17 protein-coding genes are annotated in these 17,271 nt (G+C 53.0%); 12 read left to right on the top strand and 5 right to left on the bottom strand.

The window, feature by feature from the left end:
- Positions 1–14: 14 nt before the first annotated feature.
- From METMI_RS0108150 to METMI_RS23425, 4 genes are all read right to left on the bottom strand, one after another.
- Positions 15–1,037, bottom strand: coding sequence for a Rossmann-like domain-containing protein (locus METMI_RS0108150; RefSeq protein ID WP_019865790.1), 1,023 nt, complete (start codon positions 1,035–1,037; stop codon positions 15–17).
- A complete protein-coding gene (locus METMI_RS23430; RefSeq protein WP_232215195.1) occupies positions 1,000–1,587 on the bottom strand; it encodes a GTP-binding protein in 588 nt (195 codons plus the stop codon). Before METMI_RS23430 ends, METMI_RS0108150 begins: the two co-directional genes overlap by 38 nt.
- A gap of 90 nt (positions 1,588–1,677) precedes the next feature.
- Positions 1,678–2,541: an SIR2 family protein gene (locus tag METMI_RS0108140; protein ID WP_019865788.1), complete on the bottom strand. Its 864-nt coding sequence runs from the start codon at positions 2,539–2,541 to the stop codon at positions 1,678–1,680.
- 144 nt (positions 2,542–2,685) lie between these two features.
- Positions 2,686–2,877 (bottom strand): hypothetical protein, encoded by a 192-nt coding sequence (locus METMI_RS23425; RefSeq protein ID WP_019865787.1) that lies wholly within the window; start codon positions 2,875–2,877, stop codon positions 2,686–2,688.
- A gap of 652 nt (positions 2,878–3,529) precedes the next feature.
- On the opposite strand from METMI_RS23425, the gene nifH reads away from it, so the two are divergent.
- The 12 genes from nifH to METMI_RS0108070 all read left to right on the top strand — a co-directional run bounded on the left by nifH (position 3,530) and on the right by METMI_RS0108070 (position 13,149).
- Positions 3,530–4,411: a nitrogenase iron protein gene (gene nifH / locus METMI_RS0108125; protein ID WP_019865785.1), complete on the top strand. Its 882-nt coding sequence runs from the start codon at positions 3,530–3,532 to the stop codon at positions 4,409–4,411.
- A gap of 169 nt (positions 4,412–4,580) precedes the next feature.
- Positions 4,581–6,059, top strand: coding sequence for a nitrogenase molybdenum-iron protein alpha chain (gene nifD / locus METMI_RS0108120; protein WP_019865784.1), 1,479 nt, complete (start codon positions 4,581–4,583; stop codon positions 6,057–6,059).
- Positions 6,060–6,280: 221 nt separating this feature from the next.
- Entirely contained in the window at positions 6,281–7,852 is a 1,572-nt protein-coding gene (gene nifK / locus METMI_RS0108115) for a nitrogenase molybdenum-iron protein subunit beta (protein ID WP_019865783.1), read from the top strand.
- Between the two features lie 187 nt (positions 7,853–8,039).
- Positions 8,040–8,252 carry a putative nitrogen fixation protein NifT gene (nifT, locus tag METMI_RS0108110; protein WP_232215194.1) on the top strand — a complete coding sequence of 71 codons (213 nt, stop codon included), beginning with the start codon at positions 8,040–8,042 and terminating at the stop codon, positions 8,250–8,252.
- Complete coding sequence (locus tag METMI_RS0108105) at positions 8,252–8,452, top strand: 4Fe-4S dicluster domain-containing protein (protein ID WP_019865781.1); 201 nt, start codon at positions 8,252–8,254, stop codon at positions 8,450–8,452. The genes nifT and METMI_RS0108105 overlap by 1 nt, the downstream gene beginning before the upstream one ends.
- Positions 8,453–8,456: 4 nt before the next feature.
- A complete protein-coding gene (locus tag METMI_RS0108100; protein ID WP_019865780.1) occupies positions 8,457–9,161 on the top strand; it encodes a NifB/NifX family molybdenum-iron cluster-binding protein in 705 nt (234 codons plus the stop codon).
- Between the two features lie 128 nt (positions 9,162–9,289).
- Positions 9,290–9,556 (top strand): DUF6129 family protein, encoded by a 267-nt coding sequence (locus METMI_RS0108095; protein ID WP_019865779.1) that lies wholly within the window; start codon positions 9,290–9,292, stop codon positions 9,554–9,556.
- 9 nt (positions 9,557–9,565) lie between these two features.
- Complete coding sequence (locus METMI_RS0108090) at positions 9,566–10,342, top strand: 4Fe4S-binding leucine-rich repeat protein (RefSeq protein ID WP_019865778.1); 777 nt, start codon at positions 9,566–9,568, stop codon at positions 10,340–10,342.
- A complete protein-coding gene (locus tag METMI_RS0108085) occupies positions 10,339–11,328 on the top strand; it encodes a hypothetical protein (RefSeq protein ID WP_232215193.1) in 990 nt (329 codons plus the stop codon). Before METMI_RS0108090 ends, METMI_RS0108085 begins: the two co-directional genes overlap by 4 nt.
- Before the next feature lie 60 nt (positions 11,329–11,388).
- Positions 11,389–11,607 (top strand): Nif11-like leader peptide family natural product precursor, encoded by a 219-nt coding sequence (locus METMI_RS0108080; protein ID WP_019865776.1) that lies wholly within the window; start codon positions 11,389–11,391, stop codon positions 11,605–11,607.
- 250 nt (positions 11,608–11,857) lie between these two features.
- The gene (locus METMI_RS0108075; RefSeq protein ID WP_029151549.1) at positions 11,858–12,199 is read left to right on the top strand and encodes a zinc ribbon domain-containing protein YjdM; all 342 of its coding nucleotides are present in this window, start codon (positions 11,858–11,860) and stop codon (positions 12,197–12,199) included.
- A 200-nt stretch (positions 12,200–12,399) separates the two neighbouring features.
- Positions 12,400–13,149: a glycosyltransferase domain-containing protein gene (locus METMI_RS0108070; protein ID WP_019865774.1), complete on the top strand. Its 750-nt coding sequence runs from the start codon at positions 12,400–12,402 to the stop codon at positions 13,147–13,149.
- Between the two features lie 73 nt (positions 13,150–13,222).
- Here METMI_RS0108070 and METMI_RS0108065 read toward each other — a convergent pair whose 3' ends face one another.
- Complete coding sequence (locus METMI_RS0108065) at positions 13,223–16,975, bottom strand: calcium-translocating P-type ATPase, PMCA-type (RefSeq protein ID WP_019865773.1); 3,753 nt, start codon at positions 16,973–16,975, stop codon at positions 13,223–13,225.
- Positions 16,976–17,271: the final 296 nt, after the last annotated feature.

Raw genomic sequence — 17,271 nt, 5'->3', positions numbered from 1 at the left:
CGATGGTTGCGGCATTAAGCCAAACGGTTGGTTGGGGTGCCGTGGCTATCCCATAGCAATTTATAACTGCTATCAAGCCGCGACAAACGGGCGTTGGCCTCTTCCAACAGCCGGTAGGCCGGATAACGGCCAGTGTTGCCCGTGTTGTACCAATTTTCCATTTCAGCCGTCAGACGTAGCCTTTCGGCGGCACAATCTGCGATTTGCCGCTTTAGCCAGGCCAGGCTGGTGGCCGGGGTCAGTTGGGCAATGCGGTAGCGGACGCCGTTTTGGAAAATCCTCACCCCGCCACCTTGGGCGGCGGTGTGGTACAAGGCATTGGCATCGGTGACTTCCACGCCCGCCAGATAATCAATGCCAAACTCGTGCAATTGCGGCAACCACGGCACAGTCGGCCCCATCAGCACGGTTTTGGCGTTACCGGACAATTCCGCCAGACGCGGGAAGGTTTTGTTGGGGATGGAACTGGCGGTCAGGAACACCCAATCGGCGTTAGGCAGCAGGAACTCGCTGGCCGCATCGGGCAAGTCGCCCGCCGTGGGTTGTTTTTCCAGCACCGTCAGCCGCATCTGGTTTTGGTAGCGTTCTATGCCAGGGTAATGGCCGATGACCACCACGTTTTTGCCCTGCAACTGCGGCAGGAAATGGTCGAACACGGCCAGGTTAGGGTGTTCCGGGTGATGCTCAAGCAGAACCGATTCGGGTAGCGGCCTACTGTTTAGGCAGCAATTGATCGCCGCCATCGCCACCGTGGCTTTATAAGGTTCCCAATCCAATATCCATGCCGCCAGGTCGGTGACGGGCTTGCCTGCCAACGTGCCCGACCAAGGCAAGGTGCGGGTGGCGACACCAGGGCTCATCGCCAAACCCGTGTGGCCTTGGCTGTCGTCTTGGCAGAGTGTCCAGACCAAGCCGATCATCAGCTTGTCGGCCTTAGTTTGGCTGCTGCAAGAATCTAGCAGGAGTTCGTAGAGGGGCTGGGGGTTGTGCATATCAAGCTCAACAGGCCATGGCGCGGCGCTTGGCGATTTCGCCATACAGCTTTTCCACCACGAGCCGGACTTGGTTTTTATCCCGTGCATCCAAACGCATGACCGGGCATGGAATGCCCTGTTCTTTCAGGTAACGGTGGTATTCGATCAAATACGTTTGGGTGTCGTTGTCATCGTAATGGGTGATGGCGATGATGGCAGGATGGTTTTTTAAATAATCACCATGCCGTCGCAGGAAATAGTCCATTTCCGCCAAAGGCTGTTGGTGGGCGTTGTCGATCATGACCACCATGCCAATGGCGCCTTGGCAGGCAATGGCCGCCATAAAATCAAAACGGCGCTGCCCGGGGGTGCCGTAAAGATGCACTTTGGTGTTGTGGACATGCAGCACACCGTATTCTATGCCCACCGTGGTGGTCGCCTTCCGGTGCAAGGCGTCATTTTCCGTTGCCTTGGCTTCTGTGCCTGACACGGGAACTTCGCTCACCGAGGCGATGGCGGTTGTCTTGCCCGAACCGACATTGCCGACAAACACTATTTTCAGGGAATCTGACGGGGACGCCATGCGCGGGACAGTTGCGTGTAGTGGTTTCATAAATTAGCCTCTAGCCTGTATGGAGTATCCAGGACATTCCCTGTCCCTTTTAATCCGCCGCCTAAGGCGGGGTAACTGGCGTGCAAGCCCTCAAGCGGTCTTTTTCTGTGCGTAAGCAAACCCCACCACCTCCAACCAGTCCTCAACATCGGCGTCAATAATCTCCAAACCGATTTTCTTGCAATAACGGACTTCCTTATCGGTGGGGCTTTTAATCAGCGCCCAACCTTTGCGCTCACCGGCATCCCGGATGATGTCGCCCATCACCATACGTTCGGAATCGCGGTTCAAACGCAACCCCAGAAACAGGTATTGCTTGCCTTTGCGGTAGTTTTTCAGGAATTCAGGGATGGCGAAGCCGCCCATCAGCTCGGTGATGTAATCGACATAATCGGCATCGGAAGCGACATAATTGGCTTCCGGCTTGGGTGTGCCCATCGGCTTGAACAGCACCGGGAAACGCGGATCGACTTGTTCTTGCGGGATTTCAAAATAACTGCCGCCATCAAAATGATAGATCCGGTAACGGAACTGGCTGGCGGTGATCCGCGCCACGCCCACTATCAGCGTGTGTTCCTCATCGGCATAGCTATCCTGCAATTGCGTGTCGCGGTTGACATCGATGACATAAGCTGGTTTCCAGTGCGCCAACCAGTCGTGGACGGCGGCGCGTGTCCATTCGGTTTCCCCGTAAGTTTTGGTGAGGAATTGGCTAAGGAAATTACGGCCCCGCTTCAGCTCCTGGTTCATCGCGGCCCGGGGAAATTCGTACATCAGCTTAGGCGCCATCGGCTGCCCGTTGTTCATCGCCAAAATCAGGCTATGGCTATCGGCAGGCATGTCCTGTCCGGTGAGTTTGTTTTTGGCATCGAACAATACACCCGGGCCTAGGTAAGGCACGATTTTATTGTCGTAAAGGCCCTCTAATATTTCAGAAAATACCGTGGCGGACATAGAAAACTCCTTGATGGATTAAATAGCTAATGCTTATGCAAAATCCAATCCAGTTTTTGGATATTTTTATATCTTTGATTATCAATGGATTATATAAGGAAAAAGGAGGACAGGCTTTGTCAGTTTCCTGACAATTTAAAGGGTTTACCTACGGATGTTTTGTGGCTTGTAATCGACAAACCCGTCTTCCACAAAATTGTACCAAAGCAATTTTTTTGACCCACGCAATAGGCGGAAACGGTCAACCACCGGGACGATGTCTGGATCACCAGGGCAGCCGTCGTCATGGATTTCACGGACGGCAATATCAATGGAGACTGTGTGAAAGTATTGCAAAATGCTCTAAGAATTAATGATTGCCCACAAAAAACACGAAACACTTAAATAATAATTTTCAATAACTTATATTTAATCTGGTTTTACACTTTCGTGTTTTTTCGTGATTTTCGTGGACATAAAATAATTCTTTCACAGTCTCAATAGCGCTTTCACTAACCTCCTCAACATCAAAACTGAGGCATTCTATTTTTGCCCAAGAACGATACAGCCCGTCATCCTTAACTTAAGGGGCCACTACCGTTAACGCTTGGTTTTCAGAAAGCGGGGCTTGGTCTTGGGCCTTTGTGATTATAAGGATGCAAGAACAGGAAGATGGCAATTGTGAAGGCGGGGTGTAAAAAATTTTCCATGCAAAACCTAGAAACAGGGATGTTCTAATGATGCGCCAACATGTGGGCCGCCTAGGCGCCAGTCGGCATAACGCCCCCGCCCCCCATAGCCAAGCACCAAAACCCCGCTTGGCAATAACCACACTGTAAGCAAGCTTACATCGGCAAAACAAAATTGTGGGAAAGGCAACGTCGCGCTTATCCAAAATGCATAAATAATAGCCATATAAATCATATAATTAAAAACATTTATGCAATTGGCACAGCCATTGCTTTATCGGTAATGTCATCAACCACAACATCCTAAACAGGAGAAGATCATGGCATTACGTCAATGTGCAATATACGGTAAAGGCGGTATCGGTAAATCAACTACCACACAAAATCTGGTTTCTGCTTTGGCAGAACTGGGTAACAAAGTGATGATCGTCGGCTGCGACCCTAAAGCGGATTCTACCCGTTTGATCTTACATGCGAAAGCACAAACCACCATCATGAGCTTGGCTGCGGAAGCAGGCAGCGTGGAAGATCTGGAATTGGAAGACGTGTTGAAAGTCGGTTACGGCGGCATCAAATGCGTTGAATCAGGCGGCCCTGAGCCAGGCGTCGGCTGTGCAGGTCGTGGTGTTATCACCGCGATTAACTTCCTCGAAGAAGAAGGGGCTTATGATGATGAACTTGACTTCGTTTTTTATGATGTACTTGGGGATGTTGTGTGTGGTGGTTTTGCCATGCCAATCCGTGAGAACAAGGCGCAAGAAATTTACATCGTTTGCTCGGGCGAAATGATGGCGATGTACGCCGCCAACAACATTGCCAAAGGTATCGTGAAATATGCGAACTCAGGCAGCGTCCGTTTGGCCGGTTTGATCTGCAACAGCCGTAACACTGCCCGTGAAGACGAACTGATCTCTGCGTTGGCTGCCAAAATCGGCACCACCATGATCCACTTCGTGCCACGCGACAACGTCGTGCAACGCGCAGAAATCCGCCGTATGACTGTTATCGAGTACGAACCCACTGCCAAACAAGCCGACGAATACCGTCAATTGGCTATGAAAATACGCGACAACCGTAACTTCATCATCCCAACACCGATCACTATGGACGAGTTGGAAGAGCTGATGATGGAATTCGGTATCTTGGAACAAGAAGATGAGTCAGTTATCGGCAAAACAGCTGCCGAAGAAGCAACCGCTTAATCTTGACCGCAGTGCGTAGGATGGGCTGACGCGAGGAAGCCCATCAATCCCAAAGGTTAGCGATGGGCTCCATACCTTTTATGCCCTAAAGGATACAGCCCATCCTACGTTTATATTCCTCAAACCATGCCTATGGGGGATTACCCATGGCATCCGTTAGGAGATTCACATGGCAGCTTTAACCAGAGAAGAGACCGAAGCGTTGATTCAGGAAGTTCTGGAAATTTATCCCGAACAGGCCAAAAAGGACCGCGCCAAACATTTGGCGGTCAACGACCAGTCACTCGAAAAATCCAATAAATGTATCACCTCCAACCGCAAATCTTTGCCTGGCGTGATGACCATCCGTGGTTGCGCGTATGCCGGTTCAAAGGGTGTGGTCTGGGGCCCGATCAAGGACATGATCCATATCAGCCACGGCCCGGTCGGCTGCGGCCAATATTCCCGCGCCGGTCGCCGTAACTATTACGTCGGTACCACAGGTGTCAACACCTTCGGCACCATGAATTTCACTTCTGATTTCACCGAAAAGGACATCGTGTTCGGCGGCGACAAAAAGCTGGCGAAAATCATCACCGAAATCGAAGGTTTGTTCCCGCTACATAAAGGCATCAGCATCCAATCCGAATGTCCGATTGGTTTGATCGGTGACGATATTGAAGCGGTCGCCAAGAAAGGCAACAAGGAAATCAACAAACCGGTTGTGCCAGTCCGTTGCGAAGGCTTCCGTGGCGTGTCGCAATCGTTAGGCCATCACATCGCTAACGACGCTATCCGCGATTGGGTCTTAGGCAACCGTGACGGCGACGACAGCTTCCCGACCACGCCTTACGACGTGGCCGTGATCGGCGACTACAACATCGGCGGCGATGCCTGGGCTTCGCGTACTTTGTTGGAAGAAATGGGTTTGCGCGTGGTCGCCCAATGGTCCGGCGACGGCACCATTGCAGAAATTGAAAACACGCCCAAAGTGAAGCTGAACCTGATCCATTGCTACCGTTCGATGAACTACATCGCCCGGCACATGGAAGAAAAGTACAAAATCCCCTGGATTGAGTACAACTTCTTCGGCCCGACCAAAATCGCCGAAAGCTTGCGCCGCATCGCTTCGCACTTTGATGACACCATCAAAGAAGGTGCGGAACGCGTCATCAAACGCTACGAAGCGGAATATGAAGCCGTTATCGCCAAATACAAACCTCGCCTGGAAGGCAAACGCGTGATGTTGTACATCGGCGGTTTGCGTCCACGCCACGTCATCGGTGCTTATGAAGATTTGGGCATGGAAGTGGTCGGTACCGGTTATGAGTTCGGCCACAACGACGATTATGACCGTACCATCAAAGAAATGGGCAACGCCACCTTGTTGTACGACGATGTCACCGGTTATGAGTTTGAAGAGTTCGTCAAGAAAGTCCAACCTGACTTGGTCGGCTCCGGCGTCAAAGAGAAATACATTTTCCAAAAAATGGGCGTGCCATTCCGGCAAATGCACTCTTGGGATTATTCCGGCCCCTACCACGGCTATGACGGCTTCGCCATCTTCGCCCGCGATATGGACATGACGATCAATAACCCTTGCTGGAAACAAGTGAAAGCACCGTGGAAAACCGATGCGAGTAGCGAAGCGGTGAAAGTCGCTGCGTAAGGAACGCAAAACCGTAGGTTGGGGTATACCCTAAAGGGCATGAAACGATAGGAACCCCAACAACAGGGGTACGGAAACGCCCATGTTGGGGTCCGTACCTTTTATGCCCTATGGGTACACCCCAACCTACATCCGATTCCTTGCATCGCGTAGGAATGCGGAACAACAAATTCTTCCCCCCATAACGTCGTCCACAGATTAGTGGCGCGTAGGAGATTACCATGAGCCAAGAAGTCGATAACATCCAACCCAGCTATCCTTTATTCAGAACTGACGAATATAAGGACAATCTGGCTAACAAACGCGCTGCTTATGAAGAACGCCATGAGCAAGAAAAAATTGATGAAGTGTTCCAATGGACGACCACCAAGGAATACCAAGAGCTGAACTTCAACCGTGAAGCCTTGACCGTCAACCCTGCCAAAGCTTGCCAACCCTTAGGCGCGGTTTTATGTGCCTTGGGTTTTGAAAAAACCATGCCCTACGTCCATGGTTCGCAAGGTTGTGTCGCGTACTTCCGTACTTACTTCAACCGTCATTTCAAAGAGCCGATCTCTTGTGTATCCGACTCAATGACAGAAGACGCGGCCGTTTTTGGCGGACAAAAAAACATGTTCGCCGGTTTGGAAAACGCCAAAGCCTTGTACCAACCCGACATCATCGCTGTATCAACAACATGTATGGCGGAAGTGATCGGTGACGACTTGAACGCGTTCATCAACAACGCCAAAAAAGCCGGCCATATCGAGCAAGATTACCCGACCCCATTCGCGCACACGCCAAGCTTCGTCGGTAGCCACACCACGGGTTGGGACAATATGTTCGAAGGCATGGCGAAGTATTTCACGCTCAACCACATGGAAGGCAAAGCCGTCGGCAGCAATGGCAAAATCAACCTGGTGCCAGGCTTTGAAACTTACTTGGGCAATTTCCGCGTCATGCACCGCATGATGAAAGAAATGGGCGTGGATTATTCCTTGTTGAGCGACCCTTCCGAAGTCCTTGACACCCCTGCCGATGGCACTTTCCGCATGTATTCCGGCGGCACGACCCAAGCGGAAGTCAAAGACGCGCCTAACGCCATCGACACCCTCCTGTTGCAACCTTGGCAATTGGAAAAAACCAAGAAATTCGTGCAAAACATCTGGCATCAACCAGCGACCGCCATCAACATCCCGATGGGCTTGGAATGGACTGACGAATTTTTGATGACCATCTCAAAACTGACTGGCAAAGAAATCCCTGCCTCATTGGAATTGGAGCGCGGACGTTTGGTGGACATGATCACTGACTCGCACGCTTGGCTGCATGGCAAAAAGTTTGCATTGTACGGTGATGCCGATTTCGTCATGGGTATGACCAAATTCTTGTTGGAACTGGGTGCAGAGCCATCAGACGTATTGTGCAACCACGCCAACAAACGTTGGCTGAAAGCAATGGAAAAAATCTGCGCGGCATCGCCTTATGGCAAAAACACCCAAATCCACATTGGCCGTGACTTGTGGCATTTCCGCTCCTTGATGTTCACCAACAAACCGGACTTCATGATCGGCAACTCCTACGGCAAATTCATCCAACGCGACACCTTCTACAAAGGCGAAGCGGACGAAGTGCCATTGATCCGTATCGGCTTCCCTATCTTTGACCGCCACCATCTGCACAGAATGACCACCTTAGGTTACGAAGGCGCGATTTACATGCTGACCACCTTGGTCAACGCAGTGCTGGAGCAGTTGGACAAAGAAACCAAAGGCATGGGCACCACGGATTACAACTACGATTTGATCCGTTAACTGTAGGTAAATGTAGGTCGGGTTAGCGATAGCGTAACCCGACATAACCTGCATTGAATGTTGGGTTACGTCTATCGCTCGGCAACTGCTCCATGCGTTGCCCTACCTTCTGCATCCATGCAGTCGTAACCCAACCTACTCATGCCTTGTCAAAAAATCCCAACGGAGAACCCCAATGCCTAGCGTCATGTTGAAAAAGAACCCGGAAGGCAAGTTGGTCTTCTACGTGCCGAAAAAAGACTTGGAAGAAGTCGCGGAATCCGTCGAATTTGACACCGCTGACAAATGGGGCGGTGAAGTCCTGCTGGCGGATGGTTCAAAATACTACTTTGAGCCCATTGCCATGCCCGACTTCCCCATCACCTTACGCGCAAAACGCTTAGATTCAGGAGAAGACTAATGGCCCTTTATATTGTTGAAGCAGACTGCATTTCCTGCGGTGACTGCGAACCCGTTTGCCCCACCCAATCCATCACCGAAGGCCCTGTGGTCTTCAAGATTGACAAACGCACTTGCACAGAGTGTGAAGGCGATTTTGACGTGCCGCAATGCGTCAAGGTCTGTCCGATAGACAACTGCATCTTACCGCTAGAGGCATAAGGCCATGAGCCAGAACGCGCTGTCACGGGAACTGGCCTTACGCATCGCCCTAGCCGCCCGCGCCCTACCCAACACCGATAGCAAACGGCTGCTCGCCGTATTGTCCGATTGTGTGGAGGCACCTATGACCGAAAGCAAAATCGCCACCATCGCTTTGGAGACCTTTCGCCAAGCCGATGGCGGCGCGCTTGCCCAAGTCGACAGCACGGTGTTGCAACAGGCTTTAAAGATCCTTAGCAACACCGCCCCGGAAAAAATCCTGCCTGCCACGCAAGCGTACCAAGACGGCGACCTGCCCAATTCGGTACGCATTGCCTGCGCCAGCGATGACGCCATCCATGTCAACGGGCATTTTGGGGCTTGTGCTTGGTTTATGGTCTACCAAGTCAATGCCGAGGAAGCGCGGCTGATCGGCATCCGCACCGCCGAAATCCCCGAAGGTTTGGTGGTGGACGACAAAAACGTCTACCGCGCCGAACAGATCCAGGATTGCAAAGTGCTCTATGTCGCATCGGTCGGTGGCCCGGCGGCGGCTAAAATCGTCCGGTTGGGTATCCATCCGATGAAACTGGACGAAGTGGCCAGCCTTGCCGGCATCATCAGCCAATTGCAAACCGTCATGGCCGGTTCACCGCCGCCGTGGTTGGCAAAAGCGATGGGCATTGATGCGGGTGAACGGTTTAAGTTTGGGCAGGAAGCGGTTGGGTGATTAGCGGTTAATCCGTAAGGCGGGCAAGCCACAGCAGGTGCTTTAGGCGATGCTGTCCTGCCCGCCTGCTACGGACACACATGGTGGGCAGGAGAGCTTGCCCACCCTACCAAAAAAAGGGGATTAGCATGATAACAACCGAACAACTCCAAGCCATCGCCGGAAAAATCCAAACCCTAGGTTTAGACGACGATACCGTGTCAACACTCAGGCAAGATTACCAACCCATCCATTTCACCTATTGCATGGATGACGACTTGCCCAACAATACCCCTGTGCTGGAACTGGAAAAATTCAATTTATATTTGATAGACGGCCGTGAGCACTGCTTATGCCTGACCACCGATTACCAAACGGCAACCGGCATCGTCGTTGCCGAAATTATCCCTGACTAAACAATGCCTATGCCCGGTCGAGAAAGCCCCGTTACCGTCCCTATCGCCGATTGCAGCCTTTGCCCGTTTCGCGGCAAAACCTTGCTGGCGGGCCGCTGCATGCCCGGCGACACCTGCATTTCCGCTGAAAGCGGACGGCAAATCGACCGGTTTTTGCGTGTCAACCCGGCTTACGCCGAACATTTCCTGCATGACCCTTTTTGGGAACGCCGGGCGATAGCCGTGCGTTATGCCCCGCAGAAAGCGTTGGCGGAACTGGTCAACGACGGGGATGAAGTGGTCAGGCGCGCCGTTGCCTACCGTTTGCCCCCATCGCAGTTGCCCGCGCTCATCAACGACAGTGACCGCGAAGTGCGGATGACGGTGGCTGACCGTATCGCGCCGGAAAATCTCGAACAATTGGCGGCGGATCCTGATTACATTGTGCGCCTGACCGTCGCCAGACGCTTACCGCAAGGGCGCTTGTTCCGGCTCATCCGTGACCGTGACGTACAAGTCAGGCAAGTGGTCGCCGAGCGCCTGCCGGAAGTCAGCTTAGGGTTGATGGCGCATGACGACGCCGCCGAAGTCCGGCGCATCGTCGCCGGGCGCATGGAACCTGACGATGCCGTTGCTTTATTGGCAGACCCTGATTGGGTGGTGCGCTATACCGCCGTGCAACGGGTGGCGCCCGAAGCGTTGGCCGCGTTGGCCGATGACCCGGAACCCGACGTACGGGCGGCGGTACGGGAACGCTTGTCCGGGCATCCCCATGTGCAAGCCCAAAATCCAACACCGGAAATATGATGATGGCGGAACCCCTTTTTCAGACGCACCCGGTCGCGTCCCCATTGGACGGGCAACAATTGGCAAAACTGTGCAAAAACACCTTGCCGGGCCAAAATGACGGGCAATTGTTGGCAAAAATCCAAGCCTTGATACCCGATTGTCCGGTGCGCCTAGCCCGCACGGGCAGCGAATGGTACCGTTTGGGCGGCATTGTCGATATGCACGGCAAGCGTATCGCCAGCGATTTGGTGGAATGGACGGAGCGCACCTTTATAGAATGCGGCAAGGACTTACAAACCCTGATCGACCACACCCGCGAGCAACAGCTGATCGCCACACGGCAAACCGGCAACACCTTATATTTTGTCATCCAAACTGGCCGCAAAGCGGAAGACTTCATCCAAGTGGACATCGACAAAATCCGCGAAATGTCTGACCGCCTATTGGTCAGCAATACCTGCCCGCCAGACGATTTGGAGGAGTTCATCGACCCCTTGTCCCCCGAATATGTCGACACCTTCGGCATCGGCACCGCCCGTTACGCGTATCGGCGTAAAACCGATGTGCCCGTGTTCATGGGCGAAATCAACAAATACCACCCCGACCAACATCCGGTGCAACGCTTTATGGATGACTGGAACCGCAGCAGCGCCCAGCAAAAAGCCCTGTTGTCCGATGATTGGATCGTGCGCCCGTTCCGTAACACCGGACGTTTCGGCGAACAGCAGATCAACGTGGAGATCATCAACACCCAGCCCAAAAACTTGCCACAACTGGAAGACCTGCGAGGCCAAAAAGGCGTGCAGCTACATAACCTGCTCACCCGTTTTGACCGTCAGGCAGGCTATCCCTTTGCGTGGTTTTTTTACATGCTTAAAAACAAATGGATACCCCCACAATGCGGGGTCGCCGTATTCAATGACATCAGCGGGGATTTTTCTTATCTACCCGAACGCGACGCCGCCGTCCTGAAAGATTGGATACAGTCGCCGTATGGCGTTTAAACATTTTTTCATCAACCGCTTTGCCCATCAAGCAAAGCACCTTTAAAAAGGAGCAACACCATGTCAATAGCACAAATCAAAGCCTTTTCCGAACAGGCCAAAACAGACCCTGAGCTAAAGGAAAAACTGCTGGCCGTACAGAAAATCAGGGAACTGATTGCCTTAGGCAAGGAATACAACTTCGAATTGGATGAAGTAGAACTTTATCCACCCAATGAGCCGCAATTTGTTGAAGAACAGCTTTCAGAAAGGATGGCAAAAGCATTGTTGAGGGTTTAACGCCTATCGGCCCGCCAGAATACTGGCAGGCACGCCAGGTCACTTCAACACAAACCACCTCATGGGTTTGAGAGCCTAAACCCATGAGGACGGGCAGCAATCAACCGCCCCCAAAACCCCGGCATTTCTGGCCATGCCCCATACCATCCCCCTAAGTTTAGTGGACAATAAACGCCTTAATCTGGCATCATGCCGAATCAACAAGCCCTGTATCCCTCAGGGTTGAGATTTTTTAGATAAGGTATAAGCAATGAGTAATCTCCCCCAATGCCCGGCATGTGGCTCAGAATTCACTTATGAAGACGGCAGTATGTACATCTGCCCCGAATGCGCCCATGAGTGGCCTAAGGAAGGCGCAACTGAAGAGAGCGGCGAGGGCCGCATCATTAAGGATGCAAACGGCAACGTGCTACAAGACGGGGATAGCGTCACCGTCATCAAAGACCTCAAGGTCAAAGGCTCATCATTAGTGGTCAAGGTCGGCACTAAAGTCAAAAATATCCGCCTGGTCGATGGTGACCACGATATTGACTGTAAAATCGACGGCATTGGCGCCATGAAACTTAAGTCAGAGTTTGTCAAAAAAATCTGACCCATCGCTGGAAACACAAAACCCATAATAGCCACGGCTTACTTGCCTGGATGATGGCTACGAAGCACCCGCTCCCGTAGCATCGGCAGCAAGCCGTGGACATTCCTGCCGCCACCACCCGCCCTTAGACGAGGCGTCCCCTTTTGGGATCCTACGCTTTTCTGCCCGCCATGCCAGCACCCCAGCCAAGCGACACAAATATGGTTGTCTATACCGTAATCACCAACAATTACGAAACCTTACGCAACCCTGATGTCATAGACCCAAGAATCACCTACATTTGTTTCACTGACCAACCCTTATGGTTAGCAGTGACCACTAACAACGATTCGGTCTGGCAAATCAAAAAAATCCCCGGCTCCAATTTAGACCCGGCACGAAAATCTCGGCAGGTCAAAATCCTCCCCCATTTGTTTATCGGGGAGCATGATTGCCGCTATAGCGTGTACATTGATGGCAATATCAACATCATCGGCGATATTTTTGAACTGCTGGCCGCCAACGCCGGTTATCAATATTTGGGTTTCAGGCATCCTTTTCGGGATTGCATTTATCAGGAACTGGAAACATGCATAGACATGCGCAAAGACGACCCCGAAATCATGGAACGGCAAATAGGGAAGTACCGGGGAGAAGGTTTCCCTGAACATTTCGGGTTGTTTGAAAATAATGTTTTGATCCGTAAGCACCATGATGCCGATGTGGTCAAACTGATGGAATCATGGTGGCGTGAAGTCAATGCCCATAGCCGCCGGGACCAATTGAGCCTGCCCTATGTCATTTGGCGGCAAAATTTTCACATACGGACGATGGGAAATGACAACGCCAGAGGGAACAGCCAGTATTTTTGTGCCCGGCCAGGCTGGCGGACAACCCCGACAGACCCGAAATGGAAAATTTTATGGGACAAATACCTTGGCTGGCGTATTCGCCGTTTGCTTGAAGAATAACGCCTTCGCCAGTAGGTTGCCGCTAGCAATGGCGGCCCCCGCGTGCAGAGCCCCGCCAAAAAACAGCTGGCCCTTAAGCCGATAAGGGGCGCCTGAACAACAACTTGCGCAACTCCTCAAAAACCAGCACCGACGCCGCAACGCCGGTGGCAATCAGCCAATCTGCCGGCTTTAAGGCCGTGGTATGGAATATCGCCTCGGCAGGGGGCCAATTGATGATCAACAATTGCAATAGCAGCACCGAACCTATCGCCAGCCAAAACCATCTGTTGGCGCAAAAATGGCTTGCAAACGTGCTGCCATGTTCTGAGCGGGCATTGAACACGTTGAAAATCTGGAACAACACGAAGGTGTTGAAGGCCCAGGTAGTGGCATAGCCGGATGTCCCCGTCTGCAAGCCATAATACAATATCCCCAGCGTGCCTACGGCCATCGTCAGCCCATAGCACAACAAATTGCCAAAACGCCGCCAAGACAATATCCGCGCCTCCGGGTCACGCGGCATCTTGTCCATGCTATGCGGGCTGATCGGGTCAACGCCTAACGACATCGCCGGCGGGCCGTCCATGATGATGTTGATCCACAATAACTGCACGGCGGTGAACGGCACAGGCATCCCCAACAACGGGGCGCTGATGACCGTCAGGATCGCGCCGATATTGGTGGACAACTGGAACCTGACGAACTTGATCATGTTATCGTAAATGCCGCGGCCTTCCTTGACGGCCTTGACAATCGTGGCGAAATTGTCATCGGCCAGGATCATGGCCGCCGCTTCCTGCGCGACATCCGTGCCGGAGATGCCCATCGCGATGCCCAAATCCGCATTTTTAAGGGCGGGCGCGTCGTTCACGCCGTCGCCCGTCATCGCGACAATATGCCCCGCCAATTTTAAGGCGTTGATGATACGAACCTTCTGCTCCGGTGAGGTGCGGGCGAAGACGGCAATGCCGTTGATGCACGCCGCCAGCACATCGTCATCCATGGCCGCCAATTCGGTGCCATTGACCACCTCGCCAACCAAACCCAGTTCTTTGGCAATCGCCGCGGCGGTGATGGTTTGGTCGCCCGTGATCATTTTCACGGCAATCCCGGCCTTTTGGCATAGCGCGATGGCCTGCTTGGCTTCAGCCCGTGGCGGGTCCATCAAACCCACTAAGGCGACAAACGTCAGTTTTTGGACATAGTGGAATAAATCCCCAGCTAATACCTGGGCTTCCTGCCCTAACTCAAGCCGGGCCACGGCAACGCCCAACACCCGTAGCCCGGTGCCCGCCATATCGGCGTTTTGCTGGTGCAGTGCCGTTTTGTCTATACCGGAGGGCTGGCCTTTTTCATCCAGCACCGAATCACATAGCGCCAGCAACACTTCCGGCGCCCCCTTGACGAAGACGGTGATGCCTTCGCCGTGCCTATGGAAGGTCGCCATGAATTTATGCTCGGCATCAAATGGGATTTCGGCCAGGCGCGGCCATTGCCCGCAGGCTTGCTGTTTATCCATCCCCCCTTTGGCCGCCAGCACCAGCAACGCGCCTTCCATCGGGTCGCCGATGATTTTATGTCCTTGTAATTCGCTGTCATTGCACAAGGCCAGCGGCAATAATAAATCCTGTAAATCAGGCAAAGCCGTTTTGGCATCGCTAGGCAAAATCTCGCCAACGGTTTGATAGCCTTCACCGCTGACGTGATAATTTTGGCCTTTGTAAAAAACCGCCCGCGCCGTCATTTGGTTGACGGTCAAGGTGCCGGTCTTGTCGGTGCAAATCACCGTGGTGCAGCCCAAGGTTTCCACCGCCGCCAAACGTTTGACTATCGCTTGCTGCTTGGCCATGCGGTGCATGCCCAAAGCCAGCGTCACCGTGACAACGGCGGGCAAGCCTTCGGGGATGGCGGCGACGGCCAGGGCAATCGCGGTGAAAGCGGCATCGGCCAAAGGCTCGCCGCGCCATAAAGCCCCAGCAAACACAATCGCCACGACCCCCAAGGCAATCAAGGCAAGGCGTTTGCCGACACTGCCCAACTGGATTTGCAAAGGCGTTTCGCCTTCTTCGGTTTGCGACAACAAATCCGCCAATTTGCCGATTTCGGTGCCCATGCCCGTGGCGGTGACGACCATTTCCGCCCGCCCACGGGTGACGGCGTTGTTCATATAGAGCATGTTGGTGCGTTCAGCCAACGGCACGGCTTTTGTGGCTAGCGCCTGTTCCTGTTTGTCCACGGGCAATGACTCGCCTGTCAACGAGGATTCATCCACCTCCAAAGTACGGGCAAGCACGACACGGCCATCCGCAGGGATTTTGTTGCCCGCTTCCAGGACCACAATATCGCCCGGCACCAGCTGCTCGGCGGGCAATTCAACAATTTTTCCGCCACGGCGGACTTTCGCTTGCAAGGTGAGCATTTTTTTCAGCGCGGACAACGACTGTTCCGCCTGAAACTCCTGATAAAACCCCAATAAGGCGTTGATGACGACCACCACCATAATGACCACCCCATCCATAATGTCGCCAATGGTCGCCGCCAAAATGGCCGCCGCAACCAGCACCACAATCAGGAAACTTTTGAATTGGGAGAGCAGCAAATGCCAGGCCGGACGCGGGGGCTTTTCTGCCAGACGGTTAAAACCAACGCGTTGCAAACGGCTTTCCGCTTCGGTTTGGCTTAAGCCTTGCGCCAAATCCGTAGCCTGTCCGTGCAGGGTTTCTTCAATGGACAAACTGTGCCAGTCGTGCCCGCCTACGGGGGCGACAGCAGCCGGGGCCGTTATGGGCCCGTCCGCCAGTAATTTTAACCAAGCCCGCCACACCGACAACAAGACCGACAAGATCACCGGCCCTAAAAACAAGCCCACCGGGCCGAATGCCGTCAAGCCGCCAAAAACCCCAAACATCACCACTAAAAACGGCACTTGGCTAGTGCCGCTAATGACCAGGGGCCGGATGACATTATCCACCGTGCTCACCGCAACGACCCCCCAGACCAACAGGCCGATTCCGGCAACCCACTGGTCGCTAAGCAGCAGCGAAACCCCTATCGGTATCCACACCGCCATCGCACCCATCGGCACTATCGCCAACAACGCCGTAATCACCCCAAACAGCACGGGGGCTTCAACACCAGCGACAACATAACCGATGCCCGCCAGAAAACCCTGCCCCATGGCCGCCAGCACCAAGCCGTAAACCACGGCACGGGTCGTATCACCCACGGCTTGCAGGTACACATTTTGGTATTCGCCCAGAAAATGGATGACCCCACGGCGTAACTGGCTGACCGCCGCGTCGCCATCACGGAAACAAAAGAACAAGGTCACCAGGGTAAAGCCAAAATTCATCACATACTGGCCTATGCCACCCAAAAATTGGGCAAAATGCCCCAGCCATTGTTTGGCGGATTCGGCAATTTGGGTGATTAGACCCGTCCGGTCATGGTTTAGGCGTTCCACCCACGGCTGTAAATAATTTTCCAGCCACGGTATTTTCTTGATGGCGGCCGGCAAATGGTAAGGCTGTTGGCCATAACTGCTGACCAAGGTTTGATAGGCCATCCTGACTTCATCCTGAAGCACCGCGACCAACCAGAAAATAATCGAAAAAATGACCGCCGTGATGATGGCCGTCATCACCCCGGCGCTGAGGTTGGCCTTGCCTTTAAGCTGATGGCGCAAGCGGCTGTATAGCGGCCACGTCACATAAGCGATGATAAAAGCCCAGACGATGCTGACCATAAACTCGTTGAGCACCCGGTAGCTCAACAGCAAAAGGGCCGTCAGAAAAACGGCGGGGATAAGATAGCGTGTGGGCGTTGTGCCTAAGAAATCATTCATAGAGAAAGTGAACCCGTAAATTGATGGGCCATCGTTAGGCCCAATACTGTTGGCGTATCATCGCAGCCAAATAATACCGCGCCATGAAATGACAAACCGATAAATTATGCTCGAATAAATCCCTTATTAGGATTAAGATCATTAGGATTTGCTTACCTTACCACTAAACCGTTTTCACCGATAACATCCGATGGCAGGATGCCATCGGTTTGTGGTCAGGGCGCGCAGTGTTTAACCCACAACGCCTAACTTGATGGCAAATGACCCAGGGCATGCAGGAGGGATGGTGACCCAAA

The sequence above is a fragment of the Methylovulum miyakonense HT12 genome (genome assembly GCF_000384075.1).
Lineage (GTDB): Bacteria > Pseudomonadota > Gammaproteobacteria > Methylococcales > Methylomonadaceae > Methylovulum > Methylovulum miyakonense.
The sequence above is the reverse complement of the archived record's forward strand: the minus strand, read 5'-3'. Positions and strand labels throughout refer to the sequence as shown.

What these genes read in the sequence shown, in the direction of transcription:
- METMI_RS23430 (WP_232215195.1), bottom strand. Translation starts at nt 1,587, where the DNA reads ATGAAACCACTACACGCAACTGTCCCGCGCATGGCGTCCCCGTCAGAT.
- nifK (WP_019865783.1), top strand. Translation starts at nt 6,281, where the DNA reads ATGAGCCAAGAAGTCGATAACATCCAACCCAGCTATCCTTTATTCAGA.
- METMI_RS0108100 (WP_019865780.1), top strand. Translation starts at nt 8,457, where the DNA reads ATGAGCCAGAACGCGCTGTCACGGGAACTGGCCTTACGCATCGCCCTA.
- METMI_RS0108065 (WP_019865773.1), bottom strand. Translation starts at nt 16,975, where the DNA reads ATGAATGATTTCTTAGGCACAACGCCCACACGCTATCTTATCCCCGCC.
- METMI_RS0108080 (WP_019865776.1), top strand. Translation starts at nt 11,389, where the DNA reads ATGTCAATAGCACAAATCAAAGCCTTTTCCGAACAGGCCAAAACAGAC.
- nifT (WP_232215194.1), top strand. Translation starts at nt 8,040, where the DNA reads ATGTTGAAAAAGAACCCGGAAGGCAAGTTGGTCTTCTACGTGCCGAAA.
- METMI_RS0108095 (WP_019865779.1), top strand. Translation starts at nt 9,290, where the DNA reads ATGATAACAACCGAACAACTCCAAGCCATCGCCGGAAAAATCCAAACC.
- METMI_RS0108150 (WP_019865790.1), bottom strand. Translation starts at nt 1,037, where the DNA reads ATGGCGAAATCGCCAAGCGCCGCGCCATGGCCTGTTGAGCTTGATATG.
- METMI_RS0108070 (WP_019865774.1), top strand. Translation starts at nt 12,400, where the DNA reads ATGGTTGTCTATACCGTAATCACCAACAATTACGAAACCTTACGCAAC.
- METMI_RS0108140 (WP_019865788.1), bottom strand. Translation starts at nt 2,541, where the DNA reads ATGTCCGCCACGGTATTTTCTGAAATATTAGAGGGCCTTTACGACAAT.
- METMI_RS0108085 (WP_232215193.1), top strand. Translation starts at nt 10,339, where the DNA reads ATGATGATGGCGGAACCCCTTTTTCAGACGCACCCGGTCGCGTCCCCA.
- METMI_RS0108075 (WP_029151549.1), top strand. Translation starts at nt 11,858, where the DNA reads ATGAGTAATCTCCCCCAATGCCCGGCATGTGGCTCAGAATTCACTTAT.
- nifH (WP_019865785.1), top strand. Translation starts at nt 3,530, where the DNA reads ATGGCATTACGTCAATGTGCAATATACGGTAAAGGCGGTATCGGTAAA.
- METMI_RS0108105 (WP_019865781.1), top strand. Translation starts at nt 8,252, where the DNA reads ATGGCCCTTTATATTGTTGAAGCAGACTGCATTTCCTGCGGTGACTGC.
- METMI_RS0108090 (WP_019865778.1), top strand. Translation starts at nt 9,566, where the DNA reads ATGCCCGGTCGAGAAAGCCCCGTTACCGTCCCTATCGCCGATTGCAGC.
- nifD (WP_019865784.1), top strand. Translation starts at nt 4,581, where the DNA reads ATGGCAGCTTTAACCAGAGAAGAGACCGAAGCGTTGATTCAGGAAGTT.